The 22,117-nt window shown below is 38.7% G+C and carries 20 protein-coding genes and 1 riboswitch; all 20 genes read left to right on the forward strand.

Annotated features, from left to right (window positions below; genetic code table 11):
* The first annotated feature begins 250 nt into the window (after positions 1–250).
* A complete protein-coding gene (locus tag J0N78_RS00555; RefSeq protein ID WP_209121061.1) occupies positions 251–2,053 on the forward strand; it encodes a XylR N-terminal domain-containing protein in 1,803 nt (600 codons plus the stop codon).
* Between the two features lie 313 nt (positions 2,054–2,366).
* Positions 2,367–3,923: a 4-hydroxyphenylacetate 3-hydroxylase N-terminal domain-containing protein gene (locus J0N78_RS00560; protein WP_247747039.1), complete on the forward strand. Its 1,557-nt coding sequence runs from the start codon at positions 2,367–2,369 to the stop codon at positions 3,921–3,923.
* Between the two features lie 118 nt (positions 3,924–4,041).
* Positions 4,042–5,001, forward strand: a complete 960-nt coding sequence (locus J0N78_RS00565; RefSeq protein ID WP_209121063.1) for a catechol 2,3-dioxygenase — start codon at positions 4,042–4,044, stop codon at positions 4,999–5,001.
* 111 nt (positions 5,002–5,112) lie between these two features.
* On the forward strand, positions 5,113–5,637 hold the full coding sequence (locus J0N78_RS00570) for an FAD synthetase family protein (RefSeq protein WP_209121064.1): 525 nt from the start codon (positions 5,113–5,115) through the stop codon (positions 5,635–5,637).
* A 108-nt stretch (positions 5,638–5,745) separates the two neighbouring features.
* Positions 5,746–6,222 carry a flavin reductase family protein gene (locus J0N78_RS00575; RefSeq protein WP_209121065.1) on the forward strand — a complete coding sequence of 159 codons (477 nt, stop codon included), beginning with the start codon at positions 5,746–5,748 and terminating at the stop codon, positions 6,220–6,222.
* A 38-nt stretch (positions 6,223–6,260) separates the two neighbouring features.
* On the forward strand, positions 6,261–7,046 hold the full coding sequence (locus J0N78_RS00580) for a 2-keto-4-pentenoate hydratase (RefSeq protein ID WP_209121387.1): 786 nt from the start codon (positions 6,261–6,263) through the stop codon (positions 7,044–7,046).
* Between the two features lie 3 nt (positions 7,047–7,049).
* Positions 7,050–7,946 carry an acetaldehyde dehydrogenase (acetylating) gene (locus J0N78_RS00585; RefSeq protein WP_209121066.1) on the forward strand — a complete coding sequence of 299 codons (897 nt, stop codon included), beginning with the start codon at positions 7,050–7,052 and terminating at the stop codon, positions 7,944–7,946.
* Positions 7,947–8,036: 90 nt separating this feature from the next.
* On the forward strand, positions 8,037–9,050 hold the full coding sequence (gene dmpG / locus J0N78_RS00590; RefSeq protein WP_209121067.1) for a 4-hydroxy-2-oxovalerate aldolase: 1,014 nt from the start codon (positions 8,037–8,039) through the stop codon (positions 9,048–9,050).
* A gap of 27 nt (positions 9,051–9,077) precedes the next feature.
* Positions 9,078–9,869, forward strand: a complete 792-nt coding sequence (locus J0N78_RS00595; protein ID WP_209121068.1) for a 2-keto-4-pentenoate hydratase — start codon at positions 9,078–9,080, stop codon at positions 9,867–9,869.
* Positions 9,870–10,046: 177 nt separating this feature from the next.
* Entirely contained in the window at positions 10,047–10,253 is a 207-nt protein-coding gene (locus tag J0N78_RS00600) for a 4-oxalocrotonate tautomerase (protein ID WP_209121069.1), read from the forward strand.
* A gap of 5 nt (positions 10,254–10,258) precedes the next feature.
* Positions 10,259–11,734 carry an aldehyde dehydrogenase gene (locus tag J0N78_RS00605; RefSeq protein ID WP_209121070.1) on the forward strand — a complete coding sequence of 492 codons (1,476 nt, stop codon included), beginning with the start codon at positions 10,259–10,261 and terminating at the stop codon, positions 11,732–11,734.
* Between the two features lie 245 nt (positions 11,735–11,979).
* On the forward strand, positions 11,980–12,639 hold the full coding sequence (locus J0N78_RS00610) for a YpjP family protein (RefSeq protein ID WP_209121071.1): 660 nt from the start codon (positions 11,980–11,982) through the stop codon (positions 12,637–12,639).
* A gap of 158 nt (positions 12,640–12,797) precedes the next feature.
* A riboswitch (ZMP/ZTP riboswitch) is annotated at positions 12,798–12,876 on the forward strand.
* A 177-nt stretch (positions 12,877–13,053) separates the two neighbouring features.
* Positions 13,054–14,253 (forward strand): phosphoglycerate dehydrogenase, encoded by a 1,200-nt coding sequence (locus tag J0N78_RS00615; protein ID WP_209121072.1) that lies wholly within the window; start codon positions 13,054–13,056, stop codon positions 14,251–14,253.
* A 247-nt stretch (positions 14,254–14,500) separates the two neighbouring features.
* Entirely contained in the window at positions 14,501–14,689 is a 189-nt protein-coding gene (locus tag J0N78_RS00620) for a hypothetical protein (protein WP_209121073.1), read from the forward strand.
* Between the two features lie 286 nt (positions 14,690–14,975).
* Positions 14,976–15,257: a YhdT family protein gene (locus tag J0N78_RS00625; protein WP_209121074.1), complete on the forward strand. Its 282-nt coding sequence runs from the start codon at positions 14,976–14,978 to the stop codon at positions 15,255–15,257.
* The gene (panF, locus tag J0N78_RS00630; protein WP_209121075.1) at positions 15,254–16,714 is read left to right on the forward strand and encodes a sodium/pantothenate symporter; all 1,461 of its coding nucleotides are present in this window, start codon (positions 15,254–15,256) and stop codon (positions 16,712–16,714) included. Before J0N78_RS00625 ends, panF begins: the two co-directional genes overlap by 4 nt.
* Positions 16,715–16,736: 22 nt before the next feature.
* Positions 16,737–17,969, forward strand: a complete 1,233-nt coding sequence (locus J0N78_RS00635; protein ID WP_209121076.1) for a M20 family metallopeptidase — start codon at positions 16,737–16,739, stop codon at positions 17,967–17,969.
* A gap of 64 nt (positions 17,970–18,033) precedes the next feature.
* Positions 18,034–18,774 carry an SDR family NAD(P)-dependent oxidoreductase gene (locus J0N78_RS00640; protein WP_209121077.1) on the forward strand — a complete coding sequence of 247 codons (741 nt, stop codon included), beginning with the start codon at positions 18,034–18,036 and terminating at the stop codon, positions 18,772–18,774.
* A gap of 12 nt (positions 18,775–18,786) precedes the next feature.
* Positions 18,787–20,235 carry an aldehyde dehydrogenase family protein gene (locus J0N78_RS00645; RefSeq protein WP_209121078.1) on the forward strand — a complete coding sequence of 483 codons (1,449 nt, stop codon included), beginning with the start codon at positions 18,787–18,789 and terminating at the stop codon, positions 20,233–20,235.
* A gap of 359 nt (positions 20,236–20,594) precedes the next feature.
* Entirely contained in the window at positions 20,595–21,854 is a 1,260-nt protein-coding gene (locus J0N78_RS00650) for an MFS transporter (RefSeq protein ID WP_307794873.1), read from the forward strand.
* The last annotated feature ends 263 nt before the right edge of the window (positions 21,855–22,117 follow it).

Raw genomic sequence — 22,117 nt, forward strand, 5'->3', positions numbered from 1 at the left:
ATAGTACCATAGATTTAAAACTGATTTTAAAATAGCAGCAATCTGCAATAAGTAAAAGCGTTTTATGATACTGATATCAAACTATACAAAACATAAAGTGATTTATAAAAGGACTATATCTTTTGGTAGTGTGAAAACACTATTAATTCTGTTATTATAGAAAAAAGTATGTAAACGCTTTCAAACGAATAGAAACAGTACATAAATCTTCTCTTTACTCTATTAAAATTTAAATTTTACAAAGGAGATGATGAAACTGGAGATGAAAGCACACCATCTACTTTTTCAAAATTCCATCGATGTTAATCCGAGAATGGGGACGATTAAACTCAATGAAAAAAGAATGGCATTAATGTCAGTTGAGGCGCTTGGTTTCTTGCGTAGAGACTTAGTGGCGACTTTAGGTATGGAACGTGCTAAAGGTTTCTTGCTCCGCTATGGTTGGACAAGTGGTTACAATGATGGAGAGTCAATAGAAAAAATGTATGATTGGAAGTCAAAAAAGGAACTGATTCTAGCGGGCCCAGCCATTCATACGTTAGAAGGTGTTGTTACTGCAGAACCAGATGAACTGGAGTTTAGTGATGATCAATTGTATATGTCTGGTTACTGGCGTTATTCATTTGAAGCAGAGGAACATATTCGTCATTTCGGGTTTAGTGATGAAACGGTTTGTTGGATGTTAGTAGGATACGCAACAGGGTTTTTAGAAAGAGTTTTTGGAAAGAAAGTCGTCATATATGAAAAAAGTTGTATAGGAAGAGGAGATGAAAGCTGCTATTTTGTAGCTCAAACCGTCGAACACTGTCAACCAGAATATCGTGAAATATTACGTTATTATGAAGAAGAGTCACTTGTTACTGAATTAGATAAAATGTATAAAGAAGTTAATTCATTAAACCATGCAATCATTCGTTCACAACAATTTAATAAACATTTAACAAGTTTATTATTAGAAGGTAAAGACCTATCCTATTTAATCGATGTTATAGCTAATGCTTTAGAAAAAAGTGTAGTGATTGATAGAGAAGGAATAAACAATCCACTTGAATCAACGTTTATTAATGAGGCTGATTTTCTGAATTATCAAAAATGCAAGAGAAAAGAAAGCTTCTCCCATGAATACATGCATATATTTAAAATTATGTCTAATGATATTTGTCTTGGTAGATTAATAGTAATCAGTTCAGAACCGATTACTAAAGAAGAGCGAATGATTATTGAAAGCGCGTTGTCTGTACTGTCTATTCAGATGTATACACAACGATCTATTGCTCAGTCACTATGGCAGAAAAAAGTAAACTTTTTTGAAGAACTAATTGATAATAAATACGATACGAAACAGCAATTACAAAAAGCAAACCATCTATTTGAATTTAATTTTGAAAAGAAAAATCGTGTCATTGTGATTAGAAGTGTACATGAATATAATAATGAAGATATCCGTCGGTTATTGACAAAAGCTTATCCTCACTTTGAAATTTTTATGAAAGCAGAATACGTCGTTATGATGTTTCAACAGAATTCAGAGGATGATTTGTCTGTGACTCAGTTTTTGTATAAAATTAAAAATTTAATTGAGAAGAATATAAATCATATTCATTTTTATATGGGGGCAGGGAGAGTTTCAGATTCTATTAATGAGATAGGAGACAGTTATAAAGATGCATTTCATATAAGTAACTTTTTAAATCTTGCCTATCCAATGAAAAATAAAGTAGCAGCTTATGAACAGCTAGATCCGATCATGTTATTTTTAAACAGTATGGAACCGAAGGAATTGTTAAACTTTTGCAGAAAAACACTCGGAAGATTAATAGAGTATGACAAAAATAGTGATTCAAATTTAATTCAGACCTTAAAAAGTTATTTAGATAATAATGGTAATTTAAATCAAACCGCAAACGAATTAAATTTATCTATACCTGGTCTTCGCTATCGGTTAGATAAAATAAAGTCATTGTGCGATATAGATTTTAAGACAGGGCAAGGCAGTTTTCATGGTCAGATTGCGATTCAAACTTTTTATGCTATTGAGGCGCTGAATTCATAAGTTGGTTGAAATAGAGATAAACAAAAAATAGAGCAACTCAATGAAAAAACGAGATGATTTCTCGTTTTTTTTTGCTTTTAAAAAATGGAACTCAATATAGGGTTAGTATTTAATGGATGCTCACCATTCTTGGCATTGTTCAATTACTTTCTAGTTTTGATAGTAAAAAAGTAAAACTCCATATTTTTAGATAATTATAAATATTCAATCAAAAATGTATTATTGAAAACAAGGAACGAGACATCGAATGTTTGTAAGCGCTTTAAATGAGGTTCCATATTTATTATTTAAAAAGTTGAAGGAGGTAGTTGATTTGGCGGTAGAACAAAAATTGAGGAGACCATTAACGGGGGAAGAATATTTAGAAAGTATAAGAGATGGTAGAGAAATTTGGCTCCATGGAGAAAAGGTAAATGATGTTACGACTCATCCAGCGTTCCGAAATGCGGCCAGGTCGATTGCTAGATTGTATGACGCACTTCATGACGATGAGACGAAAGCGGTGTTAACAACAAAGACAGATACAGGAACAGGCTCTTACACACACAAGTTTTTTCGTGCACCTAAGACTCCACAAGATTTAATTGAGGATCGCGATGCCATTGCAGCTTGGGCAAAATTAACGTATGGCCAAATGGGGCGAACACCTGATTACAAAGCATCATTTCTTGGGACATTAGGTTCACATATTGATTTTTATGCTCCTTATGAAAATAATGCAGCGTTCTGGTATAAGGAAGCACAAGAGAGAAATTGGTTTTTCAACCATGCGATTGTAAATCCTCCAATTGATCGAAATAAACCTGTTCATGAGGCAGGAGACGTGTTTATAAAAGTCGAGAGAGAGACGGACAAAGGCATAATTGTTAGTGGTTCGAAAATGGTTGCGACCAGCTCAGCGCTTACACACTATAATTTTGTCGGTCATTATGGAGTTCCAATACAGAAAGAAGAATTTGCGGTTGTATTTATTGCAGCAATGAATTCGCCGGGCATCAAGTTGATCAGTCGTAGCTCCTATGAAATGAATGCAGCTGTGATGGGAAGTCCATTTGATTATCCTTTAAGCAGTCGATTTGATGAAAATGATGCGGTACTCGTGTTCGAGAATGTTTTCATTCCGTGGGAGAATGTCCTAATTTACAAAAATATTGAGAAAGTAAATCAATTTTTCAATGTGAGTGGCTTTGTCAATCGCTTTACATTTCATGGCGCTACAAGGCTCTCAGTAAAACTAGATTTAGTTGCTGGAATTATGCTTAAAGCGATAAAAACGGCAGGTACAGATACTTTTAGAGGAGTGCAGGCAAACGTTGGGGAGATTATCGCTTGGAGAAATTTATTTTGGGCATTAACAGATGCCATGGCCCTTAATCCTGAAGAGGGACCAAATAATACTGTAATCCCAAGACTAGAGGGCGGAATGGCCTATAGAGTATTTATGACAGAAGCTTGGCCGCGAATCAAAGGCATTATTGAACAAATAGTAGGGGGCAACTTGATCGTACAACCTTCTAGTGCACTCGATTTTAAAAATGAAGAACTGAGGCCAACGATCGATAAGTTCTATCGTGGCTCCTATGGAATAAGTGCACTTGAAAAAATTAAAGTCGTTAAATTGCTATGGGATGCCATTGGAACCGAGTATGGTGGAAGACATGAACTATATGAACGAAATTATGCAGGAAACCATGAAGGAATCAGGTTAGAGACATTGTTTGCTGCCCAAGGATCAGGGAAAGCGGCTGAATTTGAAGCGTTTGCAGAACAATGTATGAATGACTACGATTTGGACGGCTGGACAAATCCGACTTGGATCAACCCTGACGATGTGAACTTTATTAATAGTAGTAAGTTTAAATCACTTTAAATTTGAATTTGTTCAACCTACTAAATATCCTTAATCGATGATTACCTTTAAGCAATCTATTAAAGGTTAGAAAACTAAAAAATATAAAAATATCGTTTATAAACAGGAGGTTTTCAATATGTCCAATTTTGATGTAGCGCAATTAGCCCATGTAGAGTTATATACGCCTAAACCAGAAGAAACGTTAAAGTTCTTTACTCAGTTTCTAGGTTTACAAGAAACAACGAGAGTGGGGCAGTCTGTATACCTCAGAGCGTATGAAGACTTTTACCACCATACGTTAAAAATTACAGAAGCGAAAGAAGCAGGTATGGCACATACGGCTTGGAGAGCAAGTTCAGAATCAGCACTTTATCAAAGAGTTCAATCATTAGAAAAGAGTGGTTATGGCAAGGGCTGGATCGAAGGTGACCTGGGTCACGGTCAAGCGTACCAGTACCAAACACCAGACGGTCATAACATGGAAATTCTTTGGGAGGTGGATTATTATCAAGCCCCAGCCGATCAGAAGACACTCTTAAAGAGCCGTCCACAAAAACGGCCAAATGTTGGAATTCCGGCACGGCGCTTAGATCATATCAACTTAATGTGTAGTGATGTTACGAAAAATAAGCAATTTATGCACGATGAATTAGGGTTTAAACTTCGCGAAAACATCATTATGAATGATGGGACAGAAATCGGTGCATGGATGAGTGTAAGTCCACTCGTTCACGAAGTGGCACTTATGGGAGATCAGACGGGTCAAAAAGGTCGTTTCCATCACATTGCTTACTGGTACGGCTACCCACAACATTTAATGGATGTTGCCGACTTACTTGTTGAAAATGGTATTCAAATTGAAGCAGGTCCTGGAAAGCATGGTGTGAGCCAAGCGTACTTTATGTATGTGTTCGAGCCAGGTGGAAATCGTGTCGAGTTATTCGGGGATGCAGGCTATCTTATTTTTGATCCAGATTGGAAACCAATAACTTGGAGAGAGGATGAGCTTGAGAAAGGGATTATTTGGTACGGCTCTCCACTTCCTGAAGAATATTTCTTATATGGAACGCCACACAAAGCACCTGTTAAAGGTTAAACAATAAACTTCAGGTATGAAAGAACACTAGGAAAACAGGTGGGGGGCTCTCCACCTAAGTTAGAAACTTGAAAGGCCCAACAACTATTTAATGGAAAGTAGGTGAAATTCGTGCACATCCATCAAGCTGGAACACTTTCATTGAGTGCATCCATTATAGCTATTGGTGCTTTTGATGGTGTTCATCTTGGTCACCAAACGATTATCCGTGAAATGGTTGAGCAAAGTAAACACCTAAACGTTCCTAGTGTTATCTATACTTTTGACCCACCTCCACGGGTTTATTTTAAAAACGCTACACCACTAAGTTCAATAGAAGAAAAGTTCGATAAAATCGTGAAGCTTGGAGTTGACCATGTCATTGTGGCCAATTTCAATGCGCAATATTTAAACCGAAGTGTACAACATTTTATGGAAGAGCTCTCTTCTTTAAACCCTCAAGAAATAATCGTAGGTAACGATTTTCGTTTTGGAAACAATCGAAGCGGTAGTATTGAACATTTAAAGCGTTCGTTTACGGTGCGGGTCATTGAAAAAATTTGTTGTGATAAAGGAAGAGTCATCTCATCGACTCGAATTAGGGAGCTGTTATTAAATGGAGAAAACGAAGAAGTGCACACGCTATTAAATGGGTAGAAAGCGTATTCCTATCAACTTTATAAGCAAGCTTAGTAAGTGCTAGCAAGATGGTAAGGATGAGAATTCAGTTGTATTTTTAACGAGGGTAAATTAAGGAGGATGATCATGGAGGATAAACAGTTTAGGAATGCAATGGGAAAGTTTGCGACTGGTGTCACGATTATTACGACAGAAGTGGATGGTGAGGTTCATGGCATGACAGCAAACGCGTTTATGTCTGTCTCACTCCAACCGAAGCTTGTCGTGATTTCTATTGATGAAAGAGCAATGATGTTAGAAAAAGTTAGAAAGAGTAAAACGTACGCAGTGAACATTTTGTCTTCTGGCCAACAAGATTTATCAATGATCTTTGCTGGACAAATAAAAGAGAAACGAGAAGTGAATTTTTCAACATTAAATGGTTTACCGGTACTAGATGGAGCACTCGTACAATTATCGTGTGAGGTAGTGAATGAACATACAGAAGGAGACCATACACTTTTTATTGGAAAAGTGACAAACCTTCAATTAGTAGATGGTGAACCCCTTCTATATTATAGCGGCAAGTATCGGACGTTACCTGTTCAAGAGGAAGTACGATAAATCAAAATGGACGAATGGAATTGGAAGAAGGTGAAGAAGTGAACACAAAAGAGATAGCTAGTCGCTTATTAGACGCAGAAGAAAACAAAACACCGATCGAGCCATTAACTGAGACTTTCCCGGAAATCACTGTCGACGAAGCCTACGATATTCAACTACAACAAATTGAAGAGAAAGTAAAAAGGGGCGCCATTATTGTTGGTAAAAAGATAGGACTAACAAGTAAAGTGATGCAAAAGATGTTTAATGTGAGTGAGCCAGATTACGGACATTTACTAGACGATATGGTGTATGTAGAAGGAGATACGGTTCGGTTAGATGAACTGCTTCAACCGAAACTAGAGTTTGAAATTGCATTTGTTTTGAAAAAAGATTTAAAAGGACCTGACGTCACGTTCCTTGATGTAGTGGAGGCAACGGATTATATCGTACCTGCTTTCGAAGTGATTGACAGTAGAATAAAAGATTGGAAGATTCAGTTTGAAGATACGGTTGCTGATAATGGATCTTCTTCGAAAATGATTATTGGTGGGAAGCCAACCCGACTAGAAGATGTCGATCTTCAGCACATTGGCATGGTTGTTTATAAGAACGGGGAATATTTAGATTCGGCTGCAGGCGCTGCTGTTATGGGGAATCCGATTCGCGCAGTTGCATGGCTTGCTAACGCACTTGCGAAATATGACATTTCGTTAAAAGCAGGTGAAATCGTTTTATCAGGAGCGTTATCAGCAGCTGTACCGATTGAAGACGGTGACACGTTTACAGCTGAATTTGCTCATATTGGCTCGGTCTCCGCCTCATTTGAATACAAGGAGGATTAAATAGTGGGGAAATGTAAAGTAGGAATTATTGGTTCAGGAAATATTGGAACAGACTTAATGTATAAAATCGAACGTAGTGAACATTTAGAAATGAAGATGATGGTAGGAATTGACCCACATTCAGAAGGCTTATTACGTGCGAAAGATCGAAGCTATGAAATTACCGATCGAGGTATCGATGGATTATTGGAAATGCAGGAAATGGTAGATATTGTATTTGATGCAACAACAGCGAAGGCACACATTCGTCATAATGAACTGCTTGTCCCTTTAGGAAAAAAAGTCATTGATTTGACACCAGCTGCGATCGGTCCTTTTGTTGTCCCATCGGTAAACTTAGGGGAACATTTAGACGCTGAAAATGTAAATATGGTGACTTGTGGAGGTCAAGCAACGATACCGATCGTTCATGCAATCGATCAAGCTTGCTCTGTTGAGTATGCAGAAATCGTTGCGACAGTAGCGAGTAAAAGTGCAGGACCTGGAACAAGAGCCAATATTGATGAGTTCACGAGAACAACTTCCCGAGCGATTGAAAAAATTGGCGGTGCAAAGAAGGGAAAAGCAATTATAATATTAAACCCTGCCGAACCACCAATCATTATGAGGGATACCATTCACGTGCTAGTACAAGAACGCGGTAGGGAAGATCAAATTATTGCATCGATTGAAAAGATGGTCGAGTCCGTGCAAGAATACGTGCCAGGTTATCGGATGCGCGGAACACCTGTATTTGATGGAAACAAAGTATCTGTTTTTATTGAAGTGGAAGGTGCAGGAGACTTCTTTCCTCCGTACTCAGGAAACCTAGACATTATGACAGCAGCTGCTGCAAAAGTAGGAAATGAGATCGCAAAAATGCAAAATCAATCTAGTTTTGTTCCACCTTTCATGAAATAAAGCTGCTGCAAAGGACTAGTAAATATGACATCAATTTTTTAGCAAACCATGCTGTGTTTCTATCAAAATCGTAAAGTGAGGAGTAGAGCAATGAAACGTGATCTTCAAATTCTTGATGTGACCTTACGAGACGGGAGTCATTCGATGAGGCACGCGTTTACAGAAGAACAAGTACGTCAAGTAGCGAAAGGATTAGACAATGCAGGGGTGGAATACTTTGAGGTTTCCCATGGTGACGGTTTGGGTGGGTCCTCCTTGCAATATGGTTTTTCAAAAGTGAATGAGTTAAAACTCATTGAAGCGGCAACAGAAGAATGCAGCCAGGCAAAAGTATCAGTTCTCTTGCTTCCAGGAATTGGGATCAAAGAAGATCTTGAAGATGCAAAAAAAGCAGGCGCAAAAATGGTTCGTGTCGCTACGCATGTAACGGAGGCCGATGTAGCGAAACAACATGTGGAGCTTGGAAGGAATCTAGGATTGAAAACGGTCGGTTTCCTCATGATGGCTCATATGGCTCCGATTGAGAAATTAGTTGAACAAGCGAAATTGTTCGAGAGTTATGGAGCAGAAGTCGTCTATATGACTGATTCTGCGGGTGCTTTTCTACCTCACGAAGTAAAAGAGAGAATCCGTGCGCTTAAAGAAAACTTATCATGTGAGATCGGTTTTCATGGTCATAACAATTTATCACTAGCAATGGCCAATACGATTACCGCCGTTGAAGCAGGGGCAACGTATATCGATGGAAGCTTACGCTGTCTTGGAGCAGGAAGTGGAAACACGCAAACCGAAGTGATGGCAGCTGTATTTGATCGAATGGGGTTTAATACAGGAATCCAGTTGTTTTCAATCATGGATGTAGCCAATGATGTCGTTGCAAAATTCATGCCTCGCCCACAAGAAATTACAGGCTCGAGTTTAATTATGGGTTACTCAGGCGTATATTCTAGCTTCTTATTATTTACTCAAGATGCAGCTGAAAAGTTCAATGTCGATGAACGAGATATTTTAATAGAACTAGGTAGAATGAAAGCGGTTGGTGGTCAAGAAGATCTCATTTACGATGTAGCGAGACAAATCTCTGAAAAGAAAATCTCGGTTTAGATATACGATGAAGAGGTGATGTTAACGATGATAAAAACGGATGTCATTAATCAAATAGCGGATGAACTGTACAAAGCGGAAAGAGATCGTTTTGAAGTAGATAAGTTCGTTGATCGTTTTTCAGAGCTTGATATTGAATTAGCCTATCAAGTACAAGAAAGATTAATTGAAATCAAGTGTCAGGAAGAAAAAACGAAAATTGCAGGGAGAAAATTAGGTTTAACAAGCCGGGCGAAACAGGAAATGATGGGGGTCCATGAACCGACATACGGCGTCCTGCTTGAAAATATGCAATTATTCGAAGGTGAGCAAGTTACATTAGAGTCTTTTATTCATCCAAAAATCGAACCCGAAATTGCCTTTATTTTTGATAAAGAAGTAAAGGGACCGATCATTACGGTAGCTGACATTTTAGCGGCAACAGCATTTATCACTCCGGCAATGGAAATCATTGATAGTCGCTATCGTAACTTTCGCTTCACCCTTCCAGATGTAGTAGCGGACAACTCGTCTTCATCACGTTACTTGATTTCAGAAAAACTAATCCCTGTCGATCATATTGATTTACGTTTAATGGGAATGGTGTTTAAAAAGAACGGAGAGATTGTCGCTACAAGTGCAGGTGCATCTGTCATGGGTCATCCCGCAAGAGCGGTTGCCTGGATGGCTAATCAATTAGTTAAAAAAGGTCAAAGTATAAAGGCAGGTGAAGTCGTTTTAAGTGGGGCTCTTTCTGAAGCGTTTACGATTACAAGTGGAGATCATTTCTCAGTAAGCTTTGATAGAATGGGTTCACTAAAAGCAAGCTTTACAAATTAGGAACAACATCCATGAGCGTTTACTCTCAACCAAGGATGGATATGGACATGATGCGTTAAAGCTACACAAAGCTTAATGAAGGCGGTATAGACGTAGGGACTTCGTGGGTTTTTCCTCTTTGTTCCGAAGCTCTGTCCCCCTTTCCACAGAAATAAGAGGCAGAAAGGAGTTTTGCAGATGCCATTTATCCAAATTAATATTCTCGAAGGGCGCACCCCGGAGAAAAAAGAGCAATTAATTCAAGAAGTGAGTCATTTAGTTGCCGATGTATTAGATGCACCGATTGAAAATGTCCGTGTCCTCATTCAAGAAATGTCGAGTGACCATTGGGGAATAGCAGGAGAATCAGTTACAAAACGAAAGCAAAACATGAGGAAGGGGTGAACGTGATGCAAGACATACAAACGAACATAAAGGAAGTAAAGCTTTTTATTGATGGAAAATACATGGAATCTAGCACAAATTCAACCTATGAAGTCAAAAACCCGGCAACACAACAGGTCATCGCCCGTGTGCATGAAGCTTCGTATGAAGATGTGGACGCTGCTTGCCGTGCTGCTAGGAGAGCATTTGAACATGGTCCGTGGCGGACGATGTCATTAGCAGAGCGTTGCTCGAAAATACGCCGAATGGCTGAGATTATTTTAGAACGGAAAGAAGAACTAGCACGCTTAGAAGCGATGGATGTCGGAAAACCGTACCCTGTTGCCCTTGAAAAAGAAATTCCAAGAGCTGCCCACAATTTAAAGTTTTTTGCAGACTTCATGGAAAAACAAGGTGGCGAAGTTTACCCAATGGGAGAGGAATTTTTAAATTACACACGATATGAACCTGTTGGCGTTGCTGCATTAATTACCCCTTGGAATTTACCATTTATGCTGACCACTTGGAAGCTCGGGCCGTGCCTTGCAACTGGTAATACCGCTGTTATTAAACCAGCCGAGATCACGCCATTAACCGTATCATTACTTGGAGAAATTGCAAAAGAAGCAGGGATTCCAGACGGAGTCGTTAATATTGTCCAAGGATTTGGTCCGAATTCAACTGGCGAATATATGACGAGTCATCCAGATGTCGATCTCATTTCGTTTACGGGGGAGACATCAACTGGAAAGGCGATTATGAAAAATGGTGCAGATACGTTAAAGAAAGTGGCCTTTGAGTTAGGTGGAAAAGCCGCCAATATTGTTTTTGAAGATGCGAATCTCGATAAAGCGATTCCCGTTTCGATTCAAGCCGCTTTTCTAAATTCAGGGCAAGTATGTCTAGCAGGTTCACGTATATTGGTCCAACGCTCTATTATGAATGAGTTTGTTGAGCGCTTTAAGAAAGCGGCTGCTGAACTTAAAGTAGGAGACCCGCAAGACATCTCTACGAGTATGGGGCCAGTGGTGAGTGCTGAACATTATAAAAAAGTGACGAGCTATATAGAAATTGCAAAAGAAGAAAATTCTACGCTAGTCTATGGTGGAAAGCGACCAGTGCTTCCTGCTCACTTAGAAAAAGGCTACTATTTAGAACCAACAATTTATCTCCAAGCGAATCCCAATGCTCGTATTTGCCAAGAAGAAATCTTTGGTCCGATTGTCACGCTTATTCCTTTTGACACAGAAGAAGAAGCATTAGAAATAGCCAACAATACCGATTACGGGTTAAACGGGGTTGTTTGGACAGATAATTTACAACGAGCTCATCGCATTTCGCACCATGTGCGTGCAGGAACGATTTGGGTAAATTGTTGGTTTGTTCGTGACCTCCGCGCCCCATTTGGTGGTTTCAAAAAGAGTGGAATTGGTAGAGAAGGAGGACATCATAGTCTAGAATTCTTTACCGAAGCGAAAAACATTTGTATTGCTTTAACTTAATTCTTATTAATAATAAAAGGCACAAAATCCGTAATGGGGGATTTTGTGCCCTTCATTTTTCAAAATCACTTCTGTTTCCTCAAAAAGTTGCAGCTTTAATGATTCGTCTCATTAACCTAGTAAATATCAAATATGTAAAGGTATTGAAAATTACATAAATTACTAGATATTTCTAGCAATCTATTCCTTATCATGAGAAAATAAAAGTATTAGTCTTGTAAATAACCTTGCTGGAGGAAAGAGATATGTGGCACTGGTTACGAAAATCATTTTTTGTTCTCATCACAATTTTAACGTTAGGAACTGTTGTACCGCCTTCCCATCTTAACTCGAATGCATCGGATACAAAGTCACCTTCAGACTCAGAAATTAGGCAAGATGATCAAGAGTCAGATGAAGCACAAATAGAAGCTAAGCTAGAAGAAGATATAAATTCCAATAGTTCGGTACAGCTTCCGTGGCAAGAAATTGCAAGGGAAACCGAAAGTGAAGTGCTTTTATCCAAGTGGGTGGATTACACACTTTATCAAGCTGATATACAAATGATGAATAAATTCGGTACGAGGATTAAATCAAAAGTAGAAGAGGAATATCGTCAAGTGATTTTTCCTAAGCTTGAAGAAACCATTACAACTATAAGTATGAACGCTGATGTAGAGACTCTTAGAAATTTTTCGATAACGAGTGACCCTGCAGCAGGTCTTGGGGAAAAGGTCTTTCATGTATTCGATATTAGAAATGGAGAGGAATTATACCGTTTCCATGTCCGTCGCGATCACCCACCAAACCAAGGATATTGGTTTGACTTTCATTACCATACTTATAAGGATAATTTTGAAACCCATCATGACCTTGGTAAAATTTATTGGGATAAAAATACGCCACCCAATTGGATGTCTTCCTAAGTTTCATATTTAATAAATTGGACGAGCAGTCATATTCCTGATTAGGGAAAACTTTTTTTCTACATTAAGAAGCGGCAATTACTCTAAAATTATATAAAATATTCATAATTTGGCTGTTGAACATTAATGGAGAATTTGTTAAGATAAGATCAAATCTAAAGGCTATGTGTAACTGGCGAAACGCGGATAACCGTGAGGGAGCACATAGTGTCGTAGCCGTTCGCCTGGGCAGAGGTAAGGGATTAAAAGCTCCCTTACCTCTTTCTGCTTCTAGGAGGGGATATTCTAGTATTTTACTTTTAATCCATTATTATAGTAATAGCGATTTCGTAAACTGAAATAGTGGCAAGTTCCCTTAATGAAATGTGTAAATCATAAAAATTAAAAACTCTCATAAAAAAAGGAGAAATGAAAATGAGCACAATTACTTTAGATAAAATCAAAACTATTAAAACTTTAAATAATATTGCAGAGCGTGGGTTAAACGTTTTTGATAAAGAAAACTTTAAGATTGACAATGATAGTGAAAATCCAGATGCTTTTGTTCTTCGAAGTTTTAACATGCATACTATGGAATTTGGTGATAATTTAAAAGCCATTGCACGAGCTGGAGCAGGAGTTAATAATATTCCAGTTGACAAATGCACGGAGCAAGGAATTGTTGTTTTTAATACTCCAGGTGCTAATGCGAATGCTGTAAAAGAAATGGTACTTACTTCATTGATGGCTTCATCTCGAAATCTTTTTGCTGGTGTCACATGGACAAAGTCATTAGAAGGTGAAGGCGATCAAATCCCGAAGCTTGTAGAAGCAGGTAAAAAGCAATTTGTCGGAAAAGAAATTAAGGGCAAAACGTTAGGAGTTATCGGTTTAGGTGCCATCGGTGCGCTTGTAGCAAATGATGCGCTTGATTTAGATATGGATGTTATCGGTTTTGACCCGTTCATTTCTGTTGATACAGCATGGAGTTTGTCTCGCAATGTGCAGCGTGCGATGTCAATAGAAGAATTGTTTGCTAACTCTGATTATATTACAGTTCACGTTCCTTTAACTGATGACACAAGAGGCATGTTTAATCAACAAACGTTTAGTATCATGAAGCCAGGCGTGCATATTTTGAATTTCTCACGTGGTGAGCTTGTGAATGAAGCGGATATGGAAGTTGCACTTGAAAATGGAACAGTAGGGAAATACATTACTGACTTCCCGAATGAAAAGGTGTTAAAAATGAAAAACACAGTTCCAATTCCACACCTTGGTGCATCTACTAAAGAATCTGAGGAAAACTGTGCGATAATGGCAGCTCGTCAAGTGAAAGAATTTTTAGAAACAGGAAACATCAAAAATTCAGTGAACTTTCCAAATGCTTCTCTTCCTTATACAGGAAAGAAACGGGTAGCAGCGTTCCACAAAAACGTTCCTAACATGGTTGGACAAATCACAATGGCAATTTCTAACTATGATTTAAATATCGCAGACATGGTAAACAGAAGCCGTGGAGAATACGCATATACGATGGTCGATATTGATAATAAAGTAAACGGTGATATTATTCCTGGATTAGAGGAAAAACTTAAACAAATTGAAGGTATGGTTACAACTCGTATTATTTAATTAATATTCGTTAATGGAATAACGGAAAGGTTAGAAGGTTGCTGTTAAATAGAGACAGCAACCTTTTATATTTTTGATATGAAATTTTAGAAGGATATAAAACTACGACGTTTAGGTAGATTAGAACAGGGTCAAAGATTATAACGCAGCAGAAAATTGTTGAATATCGTCATTTGATGTCGAGAAATCGATAAATACGGCAAAGTTGAAAATAAATGGGCAGAAGTTGAAAATAGAAGTCCCATAGTTGAAAATAATTGCGGCAAAGTTGAAAATAAAAGGCCAGAAGTTAAAAATAAAGGCTGTCACACTCAAAAGAAAAAGCCCAAACTTTAAAATAAAGACTCAAAACATCAAAATAAAACAGCTAACTATAAAATTAACTGCCTCATTCCCACCAATTGACGGTGAAATGTACATAAACTTACAAGCTTAAGTCAGGAATAATAGAAAGTTCATTAAATAAATAAACGAAATAAAGAATTGCGGAGCAGTATCTACTCGAAATCACTAATAATTGTAGAGAATTATCACTAGTGTATAATTTTTACTATTATGTTGTTGCTCAGGAGTGTTTTTTCAAGTTAATTATTTATTTATTTTTTATTATTAGACAAAATGTAAAATAGAATCGGAAAAAAATTTACTATTATGTCTAAATGGTTTCTCTAGTTTTAGTAGAATGTTATATATTAACAATATTTTGTAAAAGGAGATGGATTATGAATAAAATCGATCAAAATGATCCAAGATTTAAGATTGCTAATCGTGAAGCGTTAATTGGTGTTGGACTAGTTATTTTTAATTTTCTTTGGTGGTTTGGCTTTGCCTACGGTATGGGTTCTTCTCCAGTTGAAGAATATTCTTATGTGTTTGGTATGCCTGCTTGGTTCTTCTATAGCTGTGTTCTAGGGTTTCTAATCATGGCAGTCATCGTGATCGTCATGGTAAAAACATATTTTGTGGAAGTAGACTTTGAGGATGAACAGGAGGGATCTGAATGAACTGGCCTGTGATTATACCACTTATCATTTTCTTAATTGCGATATTTATTGTTGGTTTTTGGTCATCTGGACATTTAAAAAAATCAAATGATTTTTTACAAGAGTACTTTTTAGGTAGCCGTGAGCTTGGAGGCTTTATATTAGCAATGACAATGATCGCAACCTATGGAAGTGCTAGTAGTTTTATAGGTGGACCAGGTGTTGCTTATACACAAGGTTTAGGCTGGGTTCTACTAGCTATGGCGCAAGTCGCTACAGGTTATTTTGTATTGATGGTTCTTGGGAAGAAGTTTGCGATTTATGCACGGAAATATAAAGCGATCACCCTCATTGATTTTTTACGTAAACGATATGACAACAGTAAATGGGTCGTATTATTATCCGCTTTTAGTATCATTATTTTCCTTTTTGCCGCCATGGCTGCTCAATGGGTCGGTGGAGCACGGCTAATTTCTTCATTAACAGGCTTAAATTACACGTCGGCTTTATTCATTTTTGCTGTCGCTGTTCTTATGTACGTTATTATCGGTGGTTTTAGAGCTGTAGCCGTTACAGACTTACTGCAAGGAGTGGTCATGTTTGTCGGTACATTAGTTATCTTAATCGGTACGATCATCGCGGGTGGCGGGATTTCTAATATTATGGCTGATCTCGTTGCCGAAAATCCAAATCTAGTAACACCGTATGGTCATGATGGTGGTTTAACACCAGCATATGTTTCCTCATTCTGGATCCTAGTAGGTGTTGGGGTTTTGGCCTTGCCACAAGTAGCGGTTCGTGCGATGTCCTATAAAAACTCAAAGGCTATGCACCGTGCCTTGATTACAGGAACAATTGTTGTTGGCTTTATTATGCTTGGAATGCATTTAACAGGGGTATTTGCAAGAGCTGTTATGCCAGGAATCGAAGTAGGCGATACGGTCATGCCAATGATTGCGATGGAAGTGTTACCTCCTTGGCTTGCTGGGATTGTATTAGCGGCGCCAATGGCAGCGATCATGTCAACCGTTGACTCGTTATTACTACTAGTAAGTTCGGCAGTCGTTAAAGATGTTTACTTAAACTATGTCAAGCCAAATGCGACGATGCAGCAAGTAAAACGCGTTAGTTTTGGTGTAACAACGGTTTTAGGAATACTCGTTTTTACAATGGCTTTAAGTCCTCCTGATCTATTAATTTGGTTAAATCTATTCTCGTTCGGCGGGCTCCAAGCAACATTTATTTGGCCTGTAATCATGGGACTTTATTGGCAGAATGGGAATAAGAACGGGGCTATTGCTTCTATGATCGTTGGGATAAGTGCGTATATTATTATTCATACTTACTTTCCGAATGTATTTGGTGTTCATACCGTTGTCTTCCCGATCATCTTTTCATTAATTGCTTTTGTAGCTGTTAGTTTATTAACAAAAAAAGCATCCATCTCTAGTTCTAATGTAAGTGAATTTCGAGCTTAATAAAAAATCGAGGAGGTTCTAAATGCCACAATCATTAGAAAATGTAGAAAAAAGAAGATTAAGAGACCGTCAAGAAGTCATCGAGTTGACACAAAAACTAGTTCAGATTCCTAGTGTCTATCGCCCGGGTGTGGAAGGGGGCAATGAAGAAAAGGTAGCTTATTTTGTTGCTAATTACTTACAAGATTTAGGGATTGAAGCTCATGTTCAAGAAGTGGAGCCTGGTCGCCCTAATGTGATTGGAATTATAGATTCAGGTAAACCTGGTCCAACGCTTCTTTTTGAAGGTCATACAGATGTCGTAACAGAAGGAGACCCGGACGCATGGGATTATGATCCATTTGGAGCAGTCATCGAAAATGGACGAATGTATGGCAGAGGAACGAATGATACGAAAGGAAACTTAGCCTGCATGATAACGGCTGTTCATTCAATTTTAAGAGATCAAGAAGAGTGGACGGGGAAAATTATCCTTTGCATTCCTTGTGATGAGGAAGGATTGATGATTGGAATCAAACACTTTATTGACCAAGGCTGGGCAAAGGATGTGGATGGTGCGATCATTTGCGAGCCAGAAGAGAACCAGCTTTGTATTACCCAAAAAGGTGCAATGCGAGTTGTTATCCGCGTTCATGGGAAAATGGCCCATGGCGCGATGCCACTTAGCGGTATTAATCCGAACACTCGTATGGCTAAAATTATTTGTGAATTGGATGAATACGAGAAACGTGAAAAAAGAAGGTTAGGACGTCACGAACAGCTCGGGTGGCCAAGCATTACACCTACGATACTTCAAGCGCCAGTAAAAGGTGACCCGCAAATCAATGTCGTTCCCGATCAATGTATGACGACATTAGATATTCGAACGATTCCCGGACAATATCATGATGAAATTGAAAGAGAAATTCAAGCGATATTGGATGAGCTAGCAAAGGATGACCCTGACTTTTCCGCTGAATTTGAAGTCATTGAAGATCGACCTTGGACAGAAACAAACAAAGAGGAACCGGTTGTAAAAGCGCTAGCTGAAGCTTATAAAAATGTGACGGGAAAAGAACCGATTTATAATGGTGTTCCAGGAGCAACAGATGGGACGTTTCTTCACTTAGCAGGTGTACCAATCGTTACGATTGGAGCTGGAGATCGTGAAGTTCCACATCAAATCAATGAATATGTCGATATAGAAGAATTAGCAGAAACAACGGAAATCTATCGTACAGCAGCACTCATCTTTTTAAATGGAAACCAAAAATAGAGAAGATTAGACGCTATATTGAAGATTAGATAAACCAATATTCTTAAATGAAAGAGGGGACGAAATGAGATTAAACGGAAAAACCTTTCTCGTTACTGGAGCAGCTGGGGGGATGGGGCAAGCGACCGTAAAGCGTTTTCTAGAAGAAGGAGCCAATGTCGTTGGTTTAGATATAGAAATGACTTCTTTACCAGAGCAAAATGAAACGTTTTTGCCTGTAAAGTGTAATATCACAAATGAGGCCGAGATCGTTGCAGCAGCAGAGCACGCATATGAAATGTTTAATAAAATAGATGGGCTTGTGAACATCGCTGGAATTGCCCAAAAGTCTACTTCTGTTGTTGAATTATCCTTATCCGACTGGGAACGATTGATGGCTATCAATTCAACCTCTTTATTTTTAACGACAAAAACGATTATCCCATATTTAAAAAATCAAAACGGTGTCATCGTCAATGTGGCTTCAATTTCAGCAGTGCGGCCACGCCCAGGCTTGAGTGCTTACATCGCATCAAAGGGTGCAGCTGTTGCTTTTTCACAAGCTTTAGCGATCGAGTTAGCGGCTGACCAAATTAGAGTCAATGTCATCCACCCAGGGCCGAGTGATACGAAGATGCTTGGCCAATTTACGGGAGATGGTGCTGATGTGGAGCAGATGAAAGATACAGTATTTAAGAACAGCGTTCCCCTTGGTGAGCTTATTCAACCAATAGACATTGCTAATGCAGCAGTTTATCTTTGTTCTGACGAAGCGAGAATGATCACAGGTGAAATTCTTCATGTAGACGGTGGAAGAGGGTTATAGGAGGTGTAAAGGTTGGAAAAACTACAGATGTATATTAACGGGAGCTGGGTAAGTGGAAGTTCAAATGAATCAATGCTGGTGATTAATCCGGCGAATGGTGACGTACTTGCAGAAGTCCCAAGAGGTTCTGAAAAAGATATTAATCTAGCAGTACAGTCTGCACGAACTGCATTTGAGTCAGATGAGTGGCAACAGTTTAAACCGTATGAACGCGGAAAGCTGATTTACAACATGGCAGAGAAGATTAGAGAAAATAAAGATGAATTAGCTAGACTAGAAACGTTAGATGTTGGAAAGCCGTTGACACAAGCTCATGCGGATGTTGAAGCAGCTGCAAGATATTTTGAATATTACGCAGGAGTGGCCGATAAAATTTTAGGCGAAACGATCCCAATCGAGTATGGAATACTAGATTATACCGTACGGGAGCCAGTAGGAGTAACCGCCCATATTATTCCATGGAATTATCCAATTCAAATTACATCGCGGAGCGTTGCTGCAGCAATCGTAACTGGGAATGCCGTTGTTGTCAAACCTGCAGAAGATACACCATTGACAGCACTTAAATTAGCTGAATTATTTGACGAAACTTCGTTACCGAAAGGGATACTTAATATAGTAATAGGTTATGGATATGATGCTGGCGCCTATTTGAGCTCTCACCCTGATATCGATCATATTACTTTTACAGGGTCAGTCGATACAGGAACAAAAGTCATGGCAGCGGCCGCAAAAAATGCTGTACCCGTAACACTTGAATTAGGTGGGAAATCACCGAATATTGTGTTTGCTGATTGTGATCAGGATCTTGCTTTAACTTGGGTCGTAAAATCGATCATCCAAAACGCAGGACAAACCTGCTCGGCTGGATCACGCCTTTTAATTGAAGAAGAAATTAAAGAGCAGTTCCTTGATAAGGTCGTAATAAGAATGAGCGAATTAAAAGTAGGACCAGGTATGGATGATCCCGATATTGGTCCGATCTTATCCAAAAAGCAGTTTGATAGAATTTGTACCTTTATGAAGCTAGCTGAAAAAGAGGGAGTGTCGATCTTAACAGGTGGAAAGGGTGTCGCCATTCCAGGTCATGAAGGTGGTTATTACTTTTCTCCGACTGTTTTGGATCATGTTGATGTGACTAGCGAACTTGCACAAGAAGAACTATTTGGCCCCGTTTTATCCGTTTTTCCATTTCAAACTGAACAAGAAGCTATCCAGCTAGCCAATAATACAAATTATGGTCTTGTCACAGGGGTTTGGACGAAGGATGTCAGTCGAGCACACCGTGTGGCGAGTAAAGTTCGGTCTGGACAAGTATTTATTAATAACTACGGTGCAGGTGGGGGAATTCAAATGCCGTTTGGCGGGTATAAAAAGAGCGGTTTCGGACGAGAAAAAGGCCTTGAAGCACTCCGCAATTATACTCAGTTGAAAAATATTGCGTTAAAGTATGATGGGTAAAAGAAATATCATTGTGTAAGTAAGTCACTAGCAAGATGCTACAGTCTTGCTAGCTAAAGGATATCATCCTTTTCCAGCTTGGTTCTGTCTATTGTTGTCGAGAGATCGATATTTTACCCAAAGTTGAAAATAAAACTCTTCAACTTAAAATAATAAAACAATAAATCAACTTTAAATAAATACACAAAATAAAAAACGCGCTTCATTTTCCGAAATGAAGCGCGTTTTTTGCAGGACATAAGAAGAAGGAAGAGTTAGACGAACTACTAATTTATTTAGATATATATTTCTTCTAAAATTTCGTATTCCGTAGTATGATAAATCTATTGTTTGGAAGTCTTCTTAGGGAGGTTTTTTGTGTGCATTATGGTTGGGTTGTTGTTTGGATTACATTTATTGCAGTACTTGTAGCTGCTGGAGTTCGCTCGATTACTGGTGTTATCATGGTGCCGCTCGAGCAGGAGTTTGAATGGAGTCGCTCTACGATTTCTTTTGCATTTGCTATTAATCTCGTATTGTATGGATTTTCGGGGCCGTTTATCGCGGCTGGAATGATTCGGTTTGGGATTCGAAAAATGATGACTTATGCGATGGGACTTTTGGTCTTTGGAATGGTTGTCAGTTTGTTCATGACCAAGATCTGGCAGTTACATATTATTTGGGGAATTATTATTGGAGTAGGCTGCGGAGTGTTCCTGACTGTCCTTTCAGCCCAAGTAGCGAATAACTGGTTTGAGAAACGAAGAGGATTTGTTCTCGGACTGCTAATGGCAAGTACCGCAGCGGGACAAGTCATTTTTTTACCCTTACTCTCCTACTTAACAGAGACGTATACATGGAGAATTGGGATGTCTGTATTCATTGTCTTAGGTATCGTGATGGTCCCGTTGATTTTCATTTTAATGAAGGATAAACCAGCAGATAAGGGAGTTCTTCCATTTGGAGCTTTACAAAAGGTAGAAAATTCTTCTGTGAACCGAAAAAATCCAATTGCGTCAAGTTTTGAGGCCCTCTGGCTTGGTTTACGTTCGCTCCCATTTTGGTTATTATCGATTAGTTTTTTTATTTGTGGATTATCTACGGTTGGACTTATTAGTACCCATTTTATTCCTGCATCGGCTCATCATGGAATACCAGAAGTTCATGCAGCGAGCTTGTTAGCTTTTATGGGTGTTTTTAATATTATCGGGACGATGTTTTCTGGTTGGCTTTCTGACCGTTTTGATAATCGCTGGCTTTTATTTTGGTACTATGGATTACGTGGACTCTCATTGTTGATTTTACCGTACGCCTTAGAAATGAATTCGTACGTGATGCTCATTGGCTTTGCGGTTTTTTACGGACTAGATTGGATTGCGACTGTACCTCCTACAATTCGATTAGCATCAGATTACTTTGGGAAAGAAAGAGGCGTCATTATTTATGGCTGGGTTTTCGCTGCGCATCAAGTCGGGGCAGGGGTAGCCGCATTTCTCGGTGGCTACTTCTATGAAGTTTATCACAGCTATACGCTTACATTTATCACAGCAGGAGTTCTCTGTATCGTTGCGACATTATTTGTACTTAGTGTTAAGAAAAAGCCAGACGTCATTCCCGTTAAAGAAGGGAATGTTGGATAAATTAAGAGGCTTAAAAGGGGCTAGGGTCGGCACTTAATGTAGGATCTAGTTTTAGTTTTACAGATAGGTAAATTCTTTCAGCTTTTAGGGGTTTAAAACATACTACATCTGGGTACATTAAACTGGTATGATCTTTAGAGTAGAGTGCTACCAATAAAAGGGATTAAGAGCACCTAAATGGCTTTTTTGTACAGAAACTTACCTTAAACTGGTAAAAAAACCTTGCATAGTAGCTCACTAGGCTATATCCTATTCCTATAAAC

It is taken from the genome of Alkalihalobacillus sp. BA299 (assembly GCF_017745675.1).
Lineage (GTDB): Bacteria > Bacillota > Bacilli > Bacillales > Bacillaceae_F > Alkalihalobacterium.